At 36.2% G+C, this 15300-nt stretch carries 18 protein-coding genes; 9 read left to right on the forward strand and 9 right to left on the reverse strand.

Annotated features, from left to right (window positions below; all coding sequences use genetic code 11):
- Positions 1-47: 47 nt before the first annotated feature.
- Together shc and QMN76_RS06690 are read left to right on the forward strand one after the other, a co-directional pair.
- Positions 48-2012 (forward strand): squalene--hopene cyclase, encoded by a 1965-nt coding sequence (shc, locus tag QMN76_RS06685; RefSeq protein ID WP_282023951.1) that lies wholly within the window; start codon positions 48-50, stop codon positions 2010-2012.
- Positions 2012-2674 (forward strand): phosphorylase family protein, encoded by a 663-nt coding sequence (locus QMN76_RS06690; RefSeq protein ID WP_282065874.1) that lies wholly within the window; start codon positions 2012-2014, stop codon positions 2672-2674. The genes shc and QMN76_RS06690 overlap by 1 nt, the downstream gene beginning before the upstream one ends.
- Positions 2675-2790: 116 nt before the next feature.
- On the opposite strand, the gene QMN76_RS06695 is transcribed toward QMN76_RS06690, so the two are convergent.
- Both QMN76_RS06695 and QMN76_RS06700 read right to left on the reverse strand, forming a co-directional pair.
- A complete protein-coding gene (locus QMN76_RS06695; RefSeq protein WP_034339368.1) occupies positions 2791-3351 on the reverse strand; it encodes an LOG family protein in 561 nt (186 codons plus the stop codon).
- A gap of 25 nt (positions 3352-3376) precedes the next feature.
- A complete protein-coding gene (locus tag QMN76_RS06700; RefSeq protein ID WP_282023948.1) occupies positions 3377-4594 on the reverse strand; it encodes an MFS transporter in 1218 nt (405 codons plus the stop codon).
- 132 nt (positions 4595-4726) lie between these two features.
- Here QMN76_RS06700 and QMN76_RS06705 point away from each other — a divergent pair, with 132 nt between their 5' ends.
- Entirely contained in the window at positions 4727-6112 is a 1386-nt protein-coding gene (locus QMN76_RS06705; RefSeq protein ID WP_282023946.1) for a M20/M25/M40 family metallo-hydrolase, read from the forward strand.
- On the opposite strand, the gene QMN76_RS06710 is transcribed toward QMN76_RS06705, so the two are convergent.
- The gene (locus tag QMN76_RS06710) at positions 6107-6850 is read right to left on the reverse strand and encodes a methylenetetrahydrofolate reductase (RefSeq protein ID WP_034339358.1); all 744 of its coding nucleotides are present in this window, start codon (positions 6848-6850) and stop codon (positions 6107-6109) included. The two genes, QMN76_RS06705 and QMN76_RS06710, sit on opposite strands and share 6 nt — an antisense overlap.
- Positions 6851-6969: 119 nt before the next feature.
- Here QMN76_RS06710 and QMN76_RS06715 point away from each other — a divergent pair, with 119 nt between their 5' ends.
- Entirely contained in the window at positions 6970-7473 is a 504-nt protein-coding gene (locus QMN76_RS06715; RefSeq protein WP_084051557.1) for a lytic transglycosylase domain-containing protein, read from the forward strand.
- 23 nt (positions 7474-7496) lie between these two features.
- Here the strand turns inward: QMN76_RS06715 and QMN76_RS06720 are convergent, their stop codons facing one another.
- The 6 genes from QMN76_RS06720 to QMN76_RS06745 all read right to left on the reverse strand — a co-directional run bounded on the left by QMN76_RS06720 (position 7497) and on the right by QMN76_RS06745 (position 12152).
- Complete coding sequence (locus QMN76_RS06720) at positions 7497-8033, reverse strand: hypothetical protein (RefSeq protein ID WP_051462003.1); 537 nt, start codon at positions 8031-8033, stop codon at positions 7497-7499.
- Between the two features lie 121 nt (positions 8034-8154).
- Positions 8155-9045 (reverse strand): bifunctional methylenetetrahydrofolate dehydrogenase/methenyltetrahydrofolate cyclohydrolase FolD, encoded by an 891-nt coding sequence (gene folD / locus QMN76_RS06725; RefSeq protein ID WP_282023942.1) that lies wholly within the window; start codon positions 9043-9045, stop codon positions 8155-8157.
- 230 nt (positions 9046-9275) lie between these two features.
- Entirely contained in the window at positions 9276-10586 is a 1311-nt protein-coding gene (locus tag QMN76_RS06730; protein ID WP_235176827.1) for a dicarboxylate/amino acid:cation symporter, read from the reverse strand.
- Positions 10587-10646: 60 nt separating this feature from the next.
- Positions 10647-11231, reverse strand: a complete 585-nt coding sequence (locus QMN76_RS06735) for an NUDIX domain-containing protein (RefSeq protein ID WP_034339353.1) — start codon at positions 11229-11231, stop codon at positions 10647-10649.
- A 55-nt stretch (positions 11232-11286) separates the two neighbouring features.
- Positions 11287-11766, reverse strand: coding sequence for a protein-export chaperone SecB (locus QMN76_RS06740; protein WP_282065875.1), 480 nt, complete (start codon positions 11764-11766; stop codon positions 11287-11289).
- 95 nt (positions 11767-11861) lie between these two features.
- Entirely contained in the window at positions 11862-12152 is a 291-nt protein-coding gene (locus QMN76_RS06745; protein ID WP_282023939.1) for a hypothetical protein, read from the reverse strand.
- Positions 12153-12324: 172 nt separating this feature from the next.
- On the opposite strand from QMN76_RS06745, the gene QMN76_RS06750 reads away from it, so the two are divergent.
- From QMN76_RS06750 to QMN76_RS06770, 5 genes are all read left to right on the forward strand, one after another.
- The gene (locus tag QMN76_RS06750) at positions 12325-12711 is read left to right on the forward strand and encodes a lipopolysaccharide assembly protein LapA domain-containing protein (RefSeq protein ID WP_282023938.1); all 387 of its coding nucleotides are present in this window, start codon (positions 12325-12327) and stop codon (positions 12709-12711) included.
- A 7-nt stretch (positions 12712-12718) separates the two neighbouring features.
- Positions 12719-13423: an orotidine-5'-phosphate decarboxylase gene (gene pyrF / locus QMN76_RS06755; protein ID WP_034339346.1), complete on the forward strand. Its 705-nt coding sequence runs from the start codon at positions 12719-12721 to the stop codon at positions 13421-13423.
- A gap of 4 nt (positions 13424-13427) precedes the next feature.
- Positions 13428-14054: a phosphoribosylanthranilate isomerase gene (locus tag QMN76_RS06760; RefSeq protein WP_282023936.1), complete on the forward strand. Its 627-nt coding sequence runs from the start codon at positions 13428-13430 to the stop codon at positions 14052-14054.
- Between the two features lie 14 nt (positions 14055-14068).
- A complete protein-coding gene (locus tag QMN76_RS06765) occupies positions 14069-14428 on the forward strand; it encodes a hypothetical protein (protein WP_282023934.1) in 360 nt (119 codons plus the stop codon).
- Between the two features lie 258 nt (positions 14429-14686).
- Entirely contained in the window at positions 14687-15283 is a 597-nt protein-coding gene (locus QMN76_RS06770) for a GNAT family N-acetyltransferase (RefSeq protein ID WP_034340118.1), read from the forward strand.
- Positions 15284-15300: the final 17 nt, after the last annotated feature.

Consider the following 15300-nt stretch of genomic DNA (forward strand, 5'->3'; position numbering starts at 1 on the left):
CGCTTTCAACACTTTGTATTGAATCAATAAAAAGGAAATATTTGACTATGCTGAATCATGTTGACTCTTTAGAAAAGCCAATAAAAGACGAAGCATTGGATCGTGCTATTTTGCAGGCACAAAATATCTTAGCAAATCGTCAAAACGAGGATGGACATTGGGTTTTTGAATTAGAAGCTGACGCAACAATTCCTGCAGAATATGTATTATTAGAACATTTTCTTGATCGTATTGATACAGAATTACAAGAAAAAATAGGTGTATATTTACGTCGAATTCAAGGGGATCATGGCGGATGGCCACTTTATTATGGTGGTAAATTCGATATTTCAGCCTCTGTCAAAGCATATTTTGCATTAAAAGCGATTGGCGATGATGTTGATGCACCGCATATGATACGTGCCAGAACGGCAATTTTGGCTCATGGTGGCGCGGAAACGGCAAATGTTTTTACACGTACTCAGTTAGCCTTGTTTGGTGAAGTCCCTTGGCATGCAACCCCTGCAATGCCTATTGAATTGATGTTAATGCCAAAATGGGCTTTATTCTCAGTCTGGAATATGTCTTACTGGTCCAGAGCAGTGATTGCACCATTGGTTTTGTTGGTTTCTTTGAAGGGTAGAGCTGTTAATCGTTATAATATTCATGTTCAAGAACTTTTTATAACACCACCTGATCAAATTAAAGAATGGATTAAAGGTCCATTTCGTTCTCAATGGGGATATTTATTTAAATATCTTGATAAAGTTGTTCGTCCTATGGAAAAACTATTTCCTATTTTTTTACGTAAACATGCACAAAAGAAAACAGTAGAATTTATTGAAAAACGTTTGAACGGCGAGGATGGATTGGGTGCGATTTATCCAGCAATGGCGAATTCTGTGATGGCATTTCGTTGTATGGGTATGCGTGATGATGATCCTCGCGCAGTAATTGCCTGGAAATCAGTAAAAAAACTGATGGTTGTCAAGGATGATGAGGCATATTGCCAACCTTGTGTTTCTCCAGTTTGGGATACAGCATTGACAGGGCATGCCATGATGGAAACGGCTTCTGGTATTCGTGCAGAAGATCGTGAAAAAACAATGGATAAGCTTGCCAAGGCATCTAAGTGGTTAAAAGAGCGTCAGATTTTGGATGTAAAGGGCGATTGGGCAATTAATTGTCCAGATGTTGCCCCTGGTGGATGGGCATTCCAATATAATAACGATTATTATCCGGATGTTGATGATACTGCTGTTGTTGGGATGTTATTACATCGAGAAGGAAAACCAGAGCATCAAGAATCAATTGAACGTGCGCGTCATTGGATTATTGGAATGCAAAGCTCTAATGGTGGCTGGGGTGCATTTGATATTGATAATGATAAAATGCTGTTGAATCATATACCATTCTCAGATCATGGTGCATTGCTTGACCCACCAACAGTGGATGTTGCAGCACGTTGTATTTCTTTTCTTGCGCAATTGGGACATCCAGAGGATAAGGCAGTCATTGATCGGGGAATGAATTTTTTACGTGCTGAACAAGAGAGTTTTGGTGCGTGGTTTGGTCGTTGGGGAACGAATTATATTTATGGAACCTGGTCCGCATTATGTGCTTTCAATGCGGTCGGTATTTCTAATCAAGATCCCGCGGTAAAGAAAGCTGTTGATTGGCTGCTTTGTGTTCAGCGTCCTGATGGTGGTTGGGGTGAAGGTGAAGAATCCTATGAAGGTGGTACTCCGGGACAATATCATACCAGCCTTCCTTCTCAAACAGCTTGGGCTCTGCTTGGATTAATGGCAGCAGGTCAACATAACCATCCAGCAGTACAAAAAGGTATTCAATGGTTGATGGAAAACCAAGAGGAAGATGGGCAATGGGATGAAAAACCATATAATGCGATTGGTTTCCCAAGGGTGTTTTACCTACGTTATCATGGATATCGTCAATTTTTTCCTTTATTTGCGTTATCTCGTTTTCGTAATCTACAATCTAGTAATACTGGTAAAGTCGAGGTTGGTTTCTAATGCAACGTATTGGTGTTTTGGTTGGAATGCAATCAGAGGCGAAGTTAGCTCGTCATTTATATCCAGCAGCTATTGAAGCAAGTGGTGCAACCAAAGAAGGTGCAAAATCTGCATTAAAGCGTTTGGTTGCAGCAAAAGTTACCTCGATTGTGTCTTTTGGTCTCGCAGCAGGATTAGATCCGTTAATTAAAGCTGGAACGATTTTACTTCCTAATGTTATTCACGTAAGGGGTAAAGATTATGTTTCGGATCCTGCTTTACGGTTAAAGCTAGGTGCCGAAAAATCCCGAATTAAAGTTGGCGCTTTATTGCACAGCGATGAGATTATTACGGCATCTGCTGAAAAGCAAAAGCTTTTTGTGCAGACGGGTTGTGTGGCTCTGGATATGGAAAGTGGTATTGTTGCGCAATATTGTGAAGATCATAAAATCCCCTTTGCAGTTTTAAGAGTTGTTTGTGATTCTGCGGCAAGGGATTTGCCTCCGTTAGCTTGTTTGGCTTTATCTCATGACGGTAATTTAAAAATATCTCAGATGGCTAAGAGTTTACTTGTCAATCCAGCACAGATTTCTGGATTAATTAAATTAGGGGTGGATGCTGGACTTGCCTATAGGCAATTAAATAACTTTGTTCACCAAAAAAATATGTTTGAAAGTGTTTGATATTTTTAGAATATAGGCATTTATTGTTTTATTTTAAAAGATGATTGAGAATCCTGTCGTTAAATAGTGATAATTAAAATTGATAGAATTCTCAATCGATTATTTACTCAGAGAGTTTATTTTGCAAATAGTTCGGTCAAACGATTTAATGTTGTTGGAATATCGTCAATAACTTCGAATAGCTCTAGCATAGAGGGGTCGGCAAACCCTTCATCAACAATAGTTTTAAGTTGATTACAAACCGCTTCTGCCCAGTTTTGGATGTTTATAATAATAATTGGTTTTGTATGAAGATGAAGCTGTTTCCACGTTAAAATTTCAAAGAATTCATCAAAAGTTCCAATACCTCCAGGTAAACACAAAAAAGCATCAGCTTCATTATATAGGATTTCTTTACGTTGATGCATGTCTTCGGTAATAACAAGATCTTTAACGCGAGAATGTTGTCCTTCTTTTTTTTGTAAGAATTTTGGAATAATCCCTTTTACAGCACCATTCAAATCTAATACCGTATTAGAAACTGTACCCATAATACCAACATTTCCTCCTCCAAAAACGAGGCGGAAATTATTATGTACTAGCCCAATACCAAGATCCTTCCCCGCTTGTTCATAAGCAGGATGATTCCCTAGATGGGAACCACAAAAAACAGTAATAGAATGCGTATATGTAGACATTAATTTTAACTTTTTAATATTTGTTTTAATAAGATTGGGGAAGGTTACGATATTTTGATTGATAGTGCAAAATATAGGTTAAAATAGTTCCTGTAAGGGTAAAGACAGCTGCGCTAAGAAATAACCAATAATAACCCCAATGTAGGTGAATAAACCCTAATAATGGTCCGGCTATAAAAAGGGCTATATCAAGAAAAAGTCCAAAACAGGCAAGTGCCGAACCGCGATTTTCTGCACCTACGGTAGAAATAGCAATAATTCCTAAAGCAGGAAAAATCAAAGAAAATCCACATCCAGTTAGGCCTGCACCGATATAGGTGCCCACAACAGAATGACTAAATGCAATTAAGCATAATCCAATCGTTTCAACGCTCAAAGAAACAATAGAAACAATATATCCTCCAAATTTATCAATAGAGCTTTTAAAGATAAAACGGATAAGGACAAAACATCCTCCAAAAAGAGAAATAGCATAAGCAGACCCATTCCACCCATTATAAACGAAATATAATGCCATAAAAGCTTGGATACTGCCAAAGCCGATGGTTCCTAGTCCCAGACCTGCACCTGTAGGTAAAACGCGCATAAAGACTTTGGCAAAAGAAAGGCGCGGGGCGGTTGATGGGTTGGGGGGAATATTTTGAAAGGTTAATGCTAGTAATGCTCCTCCTGCGGCGAGAACTGTCGTTAAAATTGCAATACTATTTAGCCCTCCCCAAAAGCCAGGAAGTTTTGTAAGAAAAATTCCCAAAGGTGCTCCGATTGCCATTCCACCATAAGAAGTGACACCATTCCAAGAAATGACTTGAGTAGCATTTTCAACACCGACACGACTAATATTCCAAAGATTGGTTCCTGTGGATGCCCAACTTTCAGAAGCGCCCATACAAAAACGTCCTAGTATAATAATTAAAAGTGCGATTAATGGCTGACTGAGGAAGAATGAAGAACCAAGTGTAAATAATCCACCACAAGCACTGACAATAAGACCTATCACAACAGAGCTTTTAGCACCCTTGGTATCAATCCATTTACCTGCGCCTGGTCTGCTAAGGAAAGTTGCAATATATGCAATAGAAACAGCCATCCCAGCAATGACAGAGTTATAGCCTAGTTGTTGATTAACAAATAAAGGAATAACCGCAAAAGGCATTCCAACATTGATGTAACAAATCAAATTAAAAATAACAACAGAGAGGATTTTAAGCGTAATTTTACTGGGTTTAAGGCTATTAATAGGCATTTTATGGAGGCACAATTCTTCGATTTAATTATTATGTTGATTATAAAGATAGCTATAAGAGAGATTAGTTTATATTTTAAGTAAACAGCTACGATGATAAAATGATTGTGTGGATAAGGAAAGGAAATATTTGTGCAAACAATTTTAAGTGTTGTTGATCAAGAGCTACCCCAATCTTTGGATAAATTATTTGAAATTCTAAGAATACCCAGTGTTTCAGCTGATCCTGCTTATGTTCACGAGTGTCGAAATGCGGCGAATTGGTTTAAAAACTATTTAGAGTCTTTTAATTTTACAACTAAAATTTGTGAAACAGAAGGCCATCCTATTGTCTTAGCACAAGACCTCTCAGCAACAAATGCGCCACATATTTTATTTTATGGTCATTATGATGTGCAGCCTGTTGATCCAATTGAGTTATGGAAGATACCCCCATTTGAGCCTTGTCTACGTAAAGATTCAGAAGGTCGTGAAATTATTCATGGCCGAGGTTCTTCTGACGATAAAGGACAGATTTTAACATTCCTTGAGGCTTGTCGCAGAATATACCAGCAAACAGGTCAGTTTCCTGTTCGTATTACCGTGATTTTAGAAGGTGAAGAAGAAAGTGGCGGGGAGCATTTGCCAGGTTTTCTTGCTGAACAAAAAGCAAATCTTCATCCAGATATGGCTTTTATTTGTGATACGGATATGGCAACACCTGATGTGCCAGCCATTACCGCAATGGTGAGAGGTTTGGTGGGTGAAGAAGTCACCATTTATGCAGCTAATCGTGATTTACATTCAGGCCTCTATGGCAATGCCGCGCGTAACCCTATTCAAGTATTAGCAGAGATCATTACCTCTTTAAGAGATGATCAAGGTCGTGTAACAGTGCCAGATTTTTATGAAGGTGTTCCAGAAATACCCGTTAATATTAGGACCAAATGGCAAGAAATTGGGAAAACGAATGACAATCTTTTGACTCCTATCGGATTAAAAGAGCCTGCAGGTGAAAAACAGTTTAATGCTATAGAGCAAACATGGTGTCGCCCTAGTTGTGAAATCAATGGGATAAGTGGTGGTTATGAAGGTGCGGGATTTAAAACGGTTATCCCTGCCAAAGCCACAGCAAAGATTTCTTTTCGTTTGGTAGGAAAACAAGATCCAATAAAAATTAGAAAGAATTTTCGTAATTTTGTCAGCAACATTATCCCAAAAGACAGTACAGTGGAATTTGAATCACACGGAGCCTCTCGGGCAGGAATGGTGTCTTTAGATGGTCCTGTCCTAGAAACTGTATGCAATGCTTTGAAAGATGAGTGGAATTGTGAAACAGCCATTGTTGGTAGTGGTGGGGCTATTCCTGTTGTGAATGATTTGCAAAAAATATTTGGAATAGAATCTTTTTTGGTTGGGTTTGCAAATGTGGATGATTGTATTCACTCCCCTAATGAAAAATATAATCTGCGTTCTTTTCACAAGGGGATACGTTCTTGGGTACGTATTTTATATGCATTACAAGAGGTAAAGTTATAACAATACGTCTAATAAAGGAGGTAAGTATTTTTCAAGCTTAACGCGTAAAGGCATTAAATAGGTGTGATTGTTTGTTTGTTTAATGAGGGTTAATGCGCGTTTAGCAAAAGCAATATTAGCTTCTAAGGTTGGTTCAAAACGATGAGGAAAAATGACACGATTAGTGACTTCCCAATAAGATTTCGATTTTGGACCAACGACTGGAGATAACCCCCAGAAAACAGTTTTTTCGTGTAGCCAATCCATACAGAGTTCCAGCAATTTTTCATCAAAGATAGGTTGTGTAAAAAAACCTGTTGCTCCCGAAGCTTCTTTCGATTCAATATATTCCAGCTCTTCTTTGGGAGAACGGCGATAAGGATCAAAAGCTGCATATAAAGTTAAGTGTGGCAGTTCTTTTTTATAACGGCGTAAAATCGTTTCTGTAGTATTGGGATAAGTAACTTTATGTAAATCAGCTGGTGGATCTCCTTGAATAATCAAAATTTCTTTAAGGTCGTTTTGATTATGTCCAGGTAACGGGGCATCAGGATTAATATCAATGGCTCTGATATGAGGAATAGTATTAGGGTATAAGGGTGCTGTAATATCGAAAGCTTCCCAACTTCGCAAAGGAAAACGCATTAAATCAGGAATATTAATCGTATCAGCAACGGGGAAGTATTGTTTGATTAATTGGGTATCGATCAAAAGGCTTTCATTGTCCCGAGGGATTAATTCAATTGAAATGCGTGTCATTTTTTATCCTTTATTGTTTGATTTATAGTATAAAGGTTTGATAATGACTGCAAGCCACCTTGATTAAGTTTATTTTTTATTACTAATGATGATAAAGAGTATTGAAATAGGTTTTTATTATGGTTTCCCCATATCTTCATTGTATGATGATGGTTTCATCATTTCATCACTTACCCCCTAATGTTTTACCTTCCATACAACAAGTGGAAGGGGGGCGTCCTAATCTGGTTTCCGAGAATAAAAATGGAACTCAAGATCTGGGGGTAATGCAAATTAATACAAGATGGATAGAACCACTAAAGCGTACCACAGGGGAAACTGGTGCGACAATTTATAAAAGATTGAAAGAAGATACCTGTTATAATATTGCAGTGGCAGGTGCTATTATGAAGTTGTATCTTCGTGAAACAAATGGGGATATGATGCAGGCTATTGGAAATTACCATTCTCATACTCCGTATTTAAATAATCAATACCAATTAAAAATTATTAAGGCATCCTACCAAACAAACGCTTCAGCTGTTTCTTTGGGTAATCATCTATCGCCTTATCAAAGACGCTTATTAAAAGCTAAACAAAAATCAAACAAACATTATAATCGGAAGATAAAAAAACGATCATAATGTTTGTTTGGTTGTAATAATTGTTAAACTTTTATTGCTTTTTTTCTTTTTTGAGCAAGAGCAGCAGCTTTGGTCTGAGGAGCGGGTTTTCTAACTGACTTTTTACTTGTTTCGGTTTTAGGTTTGGCTTCTTTTTTAATAATTTCTTTTAGATCAGGGGCAACCAATTCCTCTTTTGTGCTTTCAATATCTTGTGAAAGTTCAGTTTCTGAATATTCTTCTTCAACTAACTCAGTTTCAAGATCTTTATTTTCGTCTTGAAGAAAGATATCAAATATAATAGCGGGTTGAGGCGGTTGATGAGAAGGACGAGGTAATCTTCCTTCTGAAGCGCCATACAGAATATAATGGACAAAAGGATTTAAATGGCATGATACAATATCAGGATAAGTTGTTAAATAAAAATCAGTATCAAAAAAACGATTAGGATTACGCCTTTCTTTATATCCAAAGGCCAGATAATGTTCTAAAGGGTCACAATTGGCTGCTGCTACATCTTGGTAAGTGGCTAAATACCAAGCAGAGTCAAATAAAAGAGAGAGAGTTTCAATTTCAGACATCGCTATTTTTGATCCGTTAATAAAGTTGTAGTTGTAACGATTAATTTAATTTTGTTGGTTCATAGATGGATAGCGTAATATTACTTTACAAGGTTTTCGACGTCAGTTTGTATAATTTTTATTACGAAATGCATTTTATATGCTTTTCAGTGGCACTTAACGTATTGTGTAATAAACATGATATTGTGACTGGTCCCACGCCTCCCGGAACAGGGGTAATTTTGCTGGCAATGCCTAGAGCCTCTTGAAAATTAACGTCTCCAACTAATTTTAGTTTTCCACTCTCTGTAATAATACGATTTATTCCTACATCAATAACCACTGCACCTTTTTTAATCCAAGAACCTTTAACAAGTTCTTTACATCCTGTCGCAACAATTAGAATATCTGCTTGTTGAGCAAGTTCAGCGGTATTACGTGTATCAATATGGGCTATAGTTACCGTACATCCTTGATTTAAAAGTAGTTGAGCCATCGGTTTTCCCATAAGATTAGAAGCACCAATTACCAAGGCATTTAATCCGCGTAGATTAGGTAACTCTTGTTGTAATAACAGTAAGCATCCTAAGGGGGTGCATGGGATAAATCCATCCATATGTCCAAGACTTACTTTCCCTGCATTATAAACGGTTAATCCATCAACGTCTTTTTGGGGTAAAATTGCCTGGATAATAGGGTCTGGATTTAGATGTTTAGGGAGCGGCAATTGTACCAAAATACCATGAATATCAGGATCATTATTCAATCTATGAATCAGGTTTAACAACTCCTGCTGGGTCGTTGTTTCTGGTAGTAAGTGCATAAAAGAACGCATACCCACTTTATGTGTTTGTTTTGTTTTATTACGAACATAAACTTCACTGGCTGGGTCATTACCAACAAGAATGACAGCAAGGCCAGGGGTTATGCCAGTCGCCTTTTGTAACTCTGCGACTTTGGATGCGACATCTTTTGTCATTTTCTCTGCAAAAGCTTTGCCGTCAATTAGTTGTGTTTTTATAGGTGTATTCATGATGTTTAATCTTTAATAAATTTAAAGAATTTAATATAAAAAGTAATTATGTCTTAGAAATGGCTTTGTTTTTATTTATATTTTTGATTAAAAGTTATAGTAACATTTTTACTTTAATACAGCTTTCTCTCTTAAAGTATCAAGAGTTTTATTAATAAAAATCATAAATAACTGATAATGAAACATTATCAGCTATTTATTATATTCTAAGATTACAATTTTATGAGAAATTATGTTGTTTTTTTGTTTCTTTTGGCTTGTTCTTTTTGGTCCCACTCTTCCGCAATTCCTGCAACAATACCATTGCCTAAAACACTAGTCGCTGTTCTTGCCATATCAAGGAATTGATCAACGGCTATAATTAAGGTCATTCCTGATGCGGGAATACCAAATCCAGGCATAACGGATTGTAGCATAACGGTTGAAGCCCTAGGAACCCCTGCGATCCCTTTGCTACTGATCATCATGACTAGTAACATCATGATTTGTTTATCCCAAGGCATATCAATATGATAAATTTGTGCAATAAAAAGAGCAGCAAAAGAGAGGAAAACCATTGTTCCACAGAGATTAAATGTATAACCTAATGGCAAAACAAAGCCAGAAATTTTCGGTGAAACACCAAATTTAGTTAGTTGTTCTAATGAACGAGGATACGCTGATTCACTGCTGGCTGTTGCAAATCCAATCATAATAGGTTCAGAAATATAAGACAATAAACTAAATATTTTTTTGCCTAATATTAAGTATCCTGTACCAATAAGTAAGGCCCACATAATAAGTACAAGAACGTAAAATTCAAATAAAAATATACCATATTGTGGAATAATTTGTATGCCATTTTTGGTTGAAATCGAAAGTAAAGAAGCAAAAACAACCAAAGGAACAATTTTCATAACCATGTCAGTGATTTTTAACATGACTTTGGCTAAAGCATCAATACCATCGCGTAAAACTTGTGCAGATTTTCCAGGTAGTTTTGCCAGAGCTAGCCCAAAAAATAATGAGAAAACAACTACCTGTATGATTTTATCATTTTTAACCATTGCACCAATGATACTGTCTGGCACAATATGCAGAATGAATTCAACAATATTAAAATGATAGTTAGAGTGTACATCTGTAATAGGTGGGGGATTTTCCATAAAGCCTACACCAGGTTTAACAATATTGGCATAAACCATACCCACAGCTAAAGAGATAAAAGAGGCTGCTATAAACCACAAAACGACTTTAATACCAATAGTTTTGAAAGTGCTGGTATCTTGAACATTGCTGATTCCAGAAATCAAAGTAGCCAGAACCAATGGTCCAACAATCATGCCAATTAATCTTAGAAAAATTTGGACGATTAGATTTGCAGTTTCTATAATAAAAGTACTTAGATCCGTAGTCTGCGTAATGAGGACATATTTACCATAAGTATGACAGATAATACCCAAAACAAGTCCGGATATCATAGCAATTCCGATAATAAGTGAATGTCTTAATAAAGAATTGGATGAAGATGGAGGAGTGTGTTCGGCTTGTTCTGTTGCCATACTTTATATACCTTTATCAAGATTAAGTGTCTTAGAAAACTATAAATTAAAATTTAAATGTCAAATTAATCTTTTACTACGCAATAAACAAAACGCAGCAATAGTGACCATACATTTTATTTCACCAGTTTCTATCATCTTTTCAAATTGTATTAATGGTACCGTATGGCAAGTCATATTTTGTTCAGTGGCTTCACGTTTTGTTGTGTGCTGTGTTAAATTTGTTGCCAAGAATACATGACCTTTTTGTGTAGAATAACCAGCACCTTGATAAAAACTGCCTGCGTGAATCATGTTTTTTGCACGAAGTCCTGTTTCTTCTTCTAATTCTCCAGCAGCAACCATTTCAGGAGTGGCATCAGGTTTTAATTCCCACATACCCATAGGTAATTCCCACATAAATTCACCAACAGGGTATCGATACTGGCGAATAAGGGTAACCATTTTCTCGCTATTTTCATTGTTCAAAGGTAAAATAACAGCAAATTCATTGCGCTCTACAACACCGAACATTCCGTCTAAATGATTAGGATATTTGATAATATCTTCTCGTATTTTAAGCCAGCGATTTTCATACGCAATTCTAGATGATATAGGTGTAATCCCTCCAGCATCAGGTTGGCCAATAATCTTGTTTGCAGTCATAATTACATATCCTGTCATGATGATAAGAAGGGAGGGGTATACCTAAAAATTTTATTCAGAGATAGTTTCTTTTTTTTTCTTTCCACATATTGTAAAAATCAATACGTTGTAAAATAACAGGGGGTAAGTTTGCATCTTTGGTGGTGTTTAAAATTATATTTCTGATTTCAGGAAATAATAAATCAGGTGTATTCACCATTAAAAGTTCCTCTAGATTAGAAGTTTCCAATGCTGGAAAAGTAACCAGTGCAGCATATTGTAGGTGCAGAGAAAAAATAGTTACCGCGTCTTCATCTTGAGAATTTTGATTTGTACTAACACAAGAGATAAAAACAGTTACATCAAAATTGGCTTCCCCTTCAATGAGCTGTTGAGCATTGACATCTACAGTAACGGTTAAATTTGGAGAAGAGGGCATATTTGTAAAAATATGAGGAGCATCAGGCGTTTTAAGGCTTATTTCTTTGATATATTGTGTTTTAAGAATAAGGTCTGATAATTTTGTTTTTGGGAGTGTTTGTTCATTGTCAGGCATGGTAATTATTTCTCTTGATAATAGTAGTAGTATAAATTGTTCTCTATTAGGTATATAGCAAGAATTACGCTTAAGTTAAAACTAAAGAATTTATTTTACGATAATTTTGTTTTTAATAAAAAACCTAAAGCAGGTAAAGGCTTCCAATTCTTGGGTAATTCTGATTGATGAACGGTGGTAACGTAATATTCAGGGATGGGTTGTTGAGCACTGATTAAAAGTTGCTTGTAGGCCTGAACTTCTTTTTGTCTCCATATACAATCCTCTATAGCTTGTTGATGAGAGCTATAGATATTTGTCACATATCTTTTCCCTTTAAGATAAAAAGCAGTTGCCCATAGTTTATTTTTACTGATCGTTTTTGCGAAGAGGATAATCTTGCTCATAATCTTTAAATCTTTATTTTGTTGAATGTAATAGAGATTAAAATTGATTTCTTAAAGTTTAAGATTACTATTTATAATTTTCTTATAAAAAATTGCTTATATATCTACAAAGATATATTATATACTATTTTGTAAGCGATACCTAATTGAATAATTAAGGAGATCTTTGTAAGTGTTGCGTTTAATAATTGTTGTACCGTTTTTAGCGGTTCTGGGTGTTTTTTTATTATTTAATGAAGAACCTGTACAAATGTATTTTCCTTTACTAAGTTGGAAGATATCTATTGGAATTTTCGCTTTATTATTAGGTCTAGCTTCTTTTGTGATTGGGGCTTTGACGATTTTTATTTCACTGGTAAAACAGTGGCGCAAAGTGAGAGCGGCAAATAAACAAATACTAGAGTTAGAGAAAAAATTAAATGAGTTGCGTGAGCAATATATTAATAATTTAACTCAACCTGTTCCTGGGCATACCCCTGCTCAAGCACCTCAAGACCCTGTTACTGTGATTGGGCAGTCAGCAGAAAAAGATGCAGAAGTATTGACATTAAGTAAATAGTAAAAAAATGGCAAAAGATACTGGATTAATCCTTGCGCTTGATACCAAAGACCTTACTCAGGCAAAGAAATGGGCAGCAATTGCTGATGCTACGGGTCAAATGATCAAAATCGGTATGGAGTTTACCTATGCTTGTGGTTTTGATGCTATAATGCAGCTAGCTAAAGGCAGAAAGATTTTTCTTGATTTAAAGCTTCATGATATTCCCAATACAGTTGCATCAGCAATTGCTAGTTTGGCACTTGTGAAACCTGCGATGCTTACCATTCATGCTTCGGGTGGCAAGGATATGATTGCTGCTGCACGAAAAGCAGTTAATGAACATTTCTCAAGTGAAAATAAACCCATTTTACTGGCTGTGACGGTGTTAACCAGCATGACCCAAGAGAATTTAAATTCTATTGGAATTGAATCCTCTCCTTTAGAACAGGTGTTATTATTGGGAAAAATGGCTTTGGCAGCAGGGGCAGATGGCCTGGTATGTTCTCCTCAAGAGGTTTCATATTTACGTCAGCATTTGGGCGAGGAAGTTATTTTAGTTGTTCCTGGTATTCGCATGCAAGATGCGGTTGCTGATGATCAGCAACGTATCATGACACCATCACAAGCCCATCAAGCAGGAGCCAGTTGGATTGTGGTTGGCCGTCCAATTACCAGAGCAGATAATCCTATGGCTATGGCAAAACGTATTATGCAGGAATTACAAGGGTAACAATGTGTCGGCGATTAAGGTCTGTGGCATTAAAACAGCTGAAACTTATGATTTACTCTTAGAACTTAAAGTAAATTGGGCAGGTTTAGTCTTTTATCCACCTTCACCTAGGTATATTACTCTGGATCAAGCACGTCAGTTGCCTGATTATAAAAATCATGGATTATTAAAAGTAGGGTTATTTGTCAAACCCACTTTGGACGATATTGCCAAAGTGCTGGATCATGTGCATTTGGATATTTTGCAGTTATATACATCAACACAAATGATTAAGACTATTCGGAATCATTTTGGGTTACCTGTATGGTTGGCTCAGGGCATTCGAACGGTTTGTGATCTTCCAGATAATTATGACGTTGATGGGTTGGTGATCGAAGCACCCTCTCATCAATCTGATTTGCATCCTGGCGGAAATGGTCGAACTTTTGATTGGCAATTAACCTCTGGATGGCAAGCGCCACGGCCTTGGTTATTGGCTGGGGGATTAACACCAACGAATGTTACTCAAGCAATTAAACAATCTGGTGCTAGAGCTGTTGATGTTTCCTCTGGTGTAGAACGTCAAAAAGGTGAGAAAGATCATGCTTTAATTCGAGAGTTTGTTAGAAATATTAATAATTTTGATTTTTAAAAAGGAGCAATATAATGCAGAGTGATCTTAGTCATCCATTAAAAACGATTGAGTTTTTTATTGAGAGTAAAAATTCAAAATTAAACATTGAAAATGTTAATGCCTTAATAAAGAATATAGAAGGGGTGATATCTGTTGGGGTTCATCCTTCATCGGGGCAAGTTACAACTGCATTAAAAGATGATTCTTTGTTCGATAAAAAATTTATTGAGATACAGAGGGCTCTTTTAATAGCAGGCTATACAGTAAAGATAAAAAATACTGATGGTGTGCAAGCTGTTTTATTCTTTGGAACAATGGCATTAGGGTTTTTGTTTGTAGCTGTTGTTATAACGCTTTGGTACTATTTTGGTTCTTTGCCGTCTTGGGTTTAAAATATTTTATCAAGACAAATAAAAAAGCTTCTTACTTAGTATTAGGTAAGGGGCTTTTTTTTAATTCTAATATTCTTTAAGATCAAGAGTAATGAACGTTATAAAGTGTAGATCAAGCCGTCAAACTATTTGCTTGCTAAGGTAATGAACGAGTTTGTAATCTCTTTCTAAGATTGTTGCTTTATTGCGTTTTAAGCACCAAAGATTATAAATTTTTTTCGTCGTATTTCATGTTTAATATTATTAGGTTCTTTTATTATGAATTCTCAATTTTTCCCTGATCCCTTTGTAAAATTACAAAAGAATAATATTCATCTGGAACCATTATCTTTGGTTCATGAAGAAGGATTGCAACAAGCATGTAAAGATGGTGAGTTATGGAATCTAAGAATTACCTCAACCCCTCATTATTCTCAAGTAAATCATTATATTCAAACAGCATTAGAAACAAGAAAACGCTTTGCTTTTGCAGTGATTAATAGCGAAAAAAAACAGGTAATTGGAACGACTAGTTATCATGATATTTTACCAGATGTTCAACGATTGGAAATTGGATATACATGGTATGCCAAGTCAGTGCAAAAAACGAGCGTGAATACAATTTGTAAATTGTTGTTACTGGAATATGCTTTTGAGCATTTACAAGCAAAAACGGTTGGATGGCGCACGGATATTTTTAACTTAAAAAGCCAACGGGCAATTGAACGGTTAGGTGCAAAAAAAGATGGTATTATCCGCGGAGATGCTTTGCGTAAAGATGGTACTATTCGGGATACAGTGATGTATAGTGTGGTTGCTGGTGAATGGTTAAATATCAAAGAACATTTAATTGGTTTACTAGAGCGTAGGTATTAAAGTAGTTCTGTATAAAG

The organism is Commensalibacter papalotli (ex Botero et al. 2024), assembly GCF_947179115.1.
Lineage (GTDB): Bacteria > Pseudomonadota > Alphaproteobacteria > Acetobacterales > Acetobacteraceae > Commensalibacter > Commensalibacter papalotli.

What these genes read in the sequence shown, in the direction of transcription:
- shc (WP_282023951.1), top strand. Translation starts at nt 48, where the DNA reads ATGCTGAATCATGTTGACTCTTTAGAAAAGCCAATAAAAGACGAAGCA.
- QMN76_RS06690 (WP_282065874.1), top strand. Translation starts at nt 2,012, where the DNA reads ATGCAACGTATTGGTGTTTTGGTTGGAATGCAATCAGAGGCGAAGTTA.
- QMN76_RS06695 (WP_034339368.1), bottom strand. Translation starts at nt 3,351, where the DNA reads ATGTCTACATATACGCATTCTATTACTGTTTTTTGTGGTTCCCATCTA.
- QMN76_RS06700 (WP_282023948.1), bottom strand. Translation starts at nt 4,594, where the DNA reads ATGCCTATTAATAGCCTTAAACCCAGTAAAATTACGCTTAAAATCCTC.
- QMN76_RS06710 (WP_034339358.1), bottom strand. Translation starts at nt 6,850, where the DNA reads ATGACACGCATTTCAATTGAATTAATCCCTCGGGACAATGAAAGCCTT.
- QMN76_RS06715 (WP_084051557.1), top strand. Translation starts at nt 6,970, where the DNA reads ATGGTTTCCCCATATCTTCATTGTATGATGATGGTTTCATCATTTCAT.
- QMN76_RS06720 (WP_051462003.1), bottom strand. Translation starts at nt 8,033, where the DNA reads ATGTCTGAAATTGAAACTCTCTCTCTTTTATTTGACTCTGCTTGGTAT.
- folD (WP_282023942.1), bottom strand. Translation starts at nt 9,045, where the DNA reads ATGAATACACCTATAAAAACACAACTAATTGACGGCAAAGCTTTTGCA.
- QMN76_RS06730 (WP_235176827.1), bottom strand. Translation starts at nt 10,586, where the DNA reads ATGGCAACAGAACAAGCCGAACACACTCCTCCATCTTCATCCAATTCT.
- QMN76_RS06735 (WP_034339353.1), bottom strand. Translation starts at nt 11,231, where the DNA reads ATGACTGCAAACAAGATTATTGGCCAACCTGATGCTGGAGGGATTACA.
- QMN76_RS06740 (WP_282065875.1), bottom strand. Translation starts at nt 11,766, where the DNA reads ATGCCTGACAATGAACAAACACTCCCAAAAACAAAATTATCAGACCTT.
- QMN76_RS06745 (WP_282023939.1), bottom strand. Translation starts at nt 12,152, where the DNA reads ATGAGCAAGATTATCCTCTTCGCAAAAACGATCAGTAAAAATAAACTA.
- pyrF (WP_034339346.1), top strand. Translation starts at nt 12,719, where the DNA reads ATGGCAAAAGATACTGGATTAATCCTTGCGCTTGATACCAAAGACCTT.
- QMN76_RS06765 (WP_282023934.1), top strand. Translation starts at nt 14,069, where the DNA reads ATGCAGAGTGATCTTAGTCATCCATTAAAAACGATTGAGTTTTTTATT.
- QMN76_RS06770 (WP_034340118.1), top strand. Translation starts at nt 14,687, where the DNA reads ATGAATTCTCAATTTTTCCCTGATCCCTTTGTAAAATTACAAAAGAAT.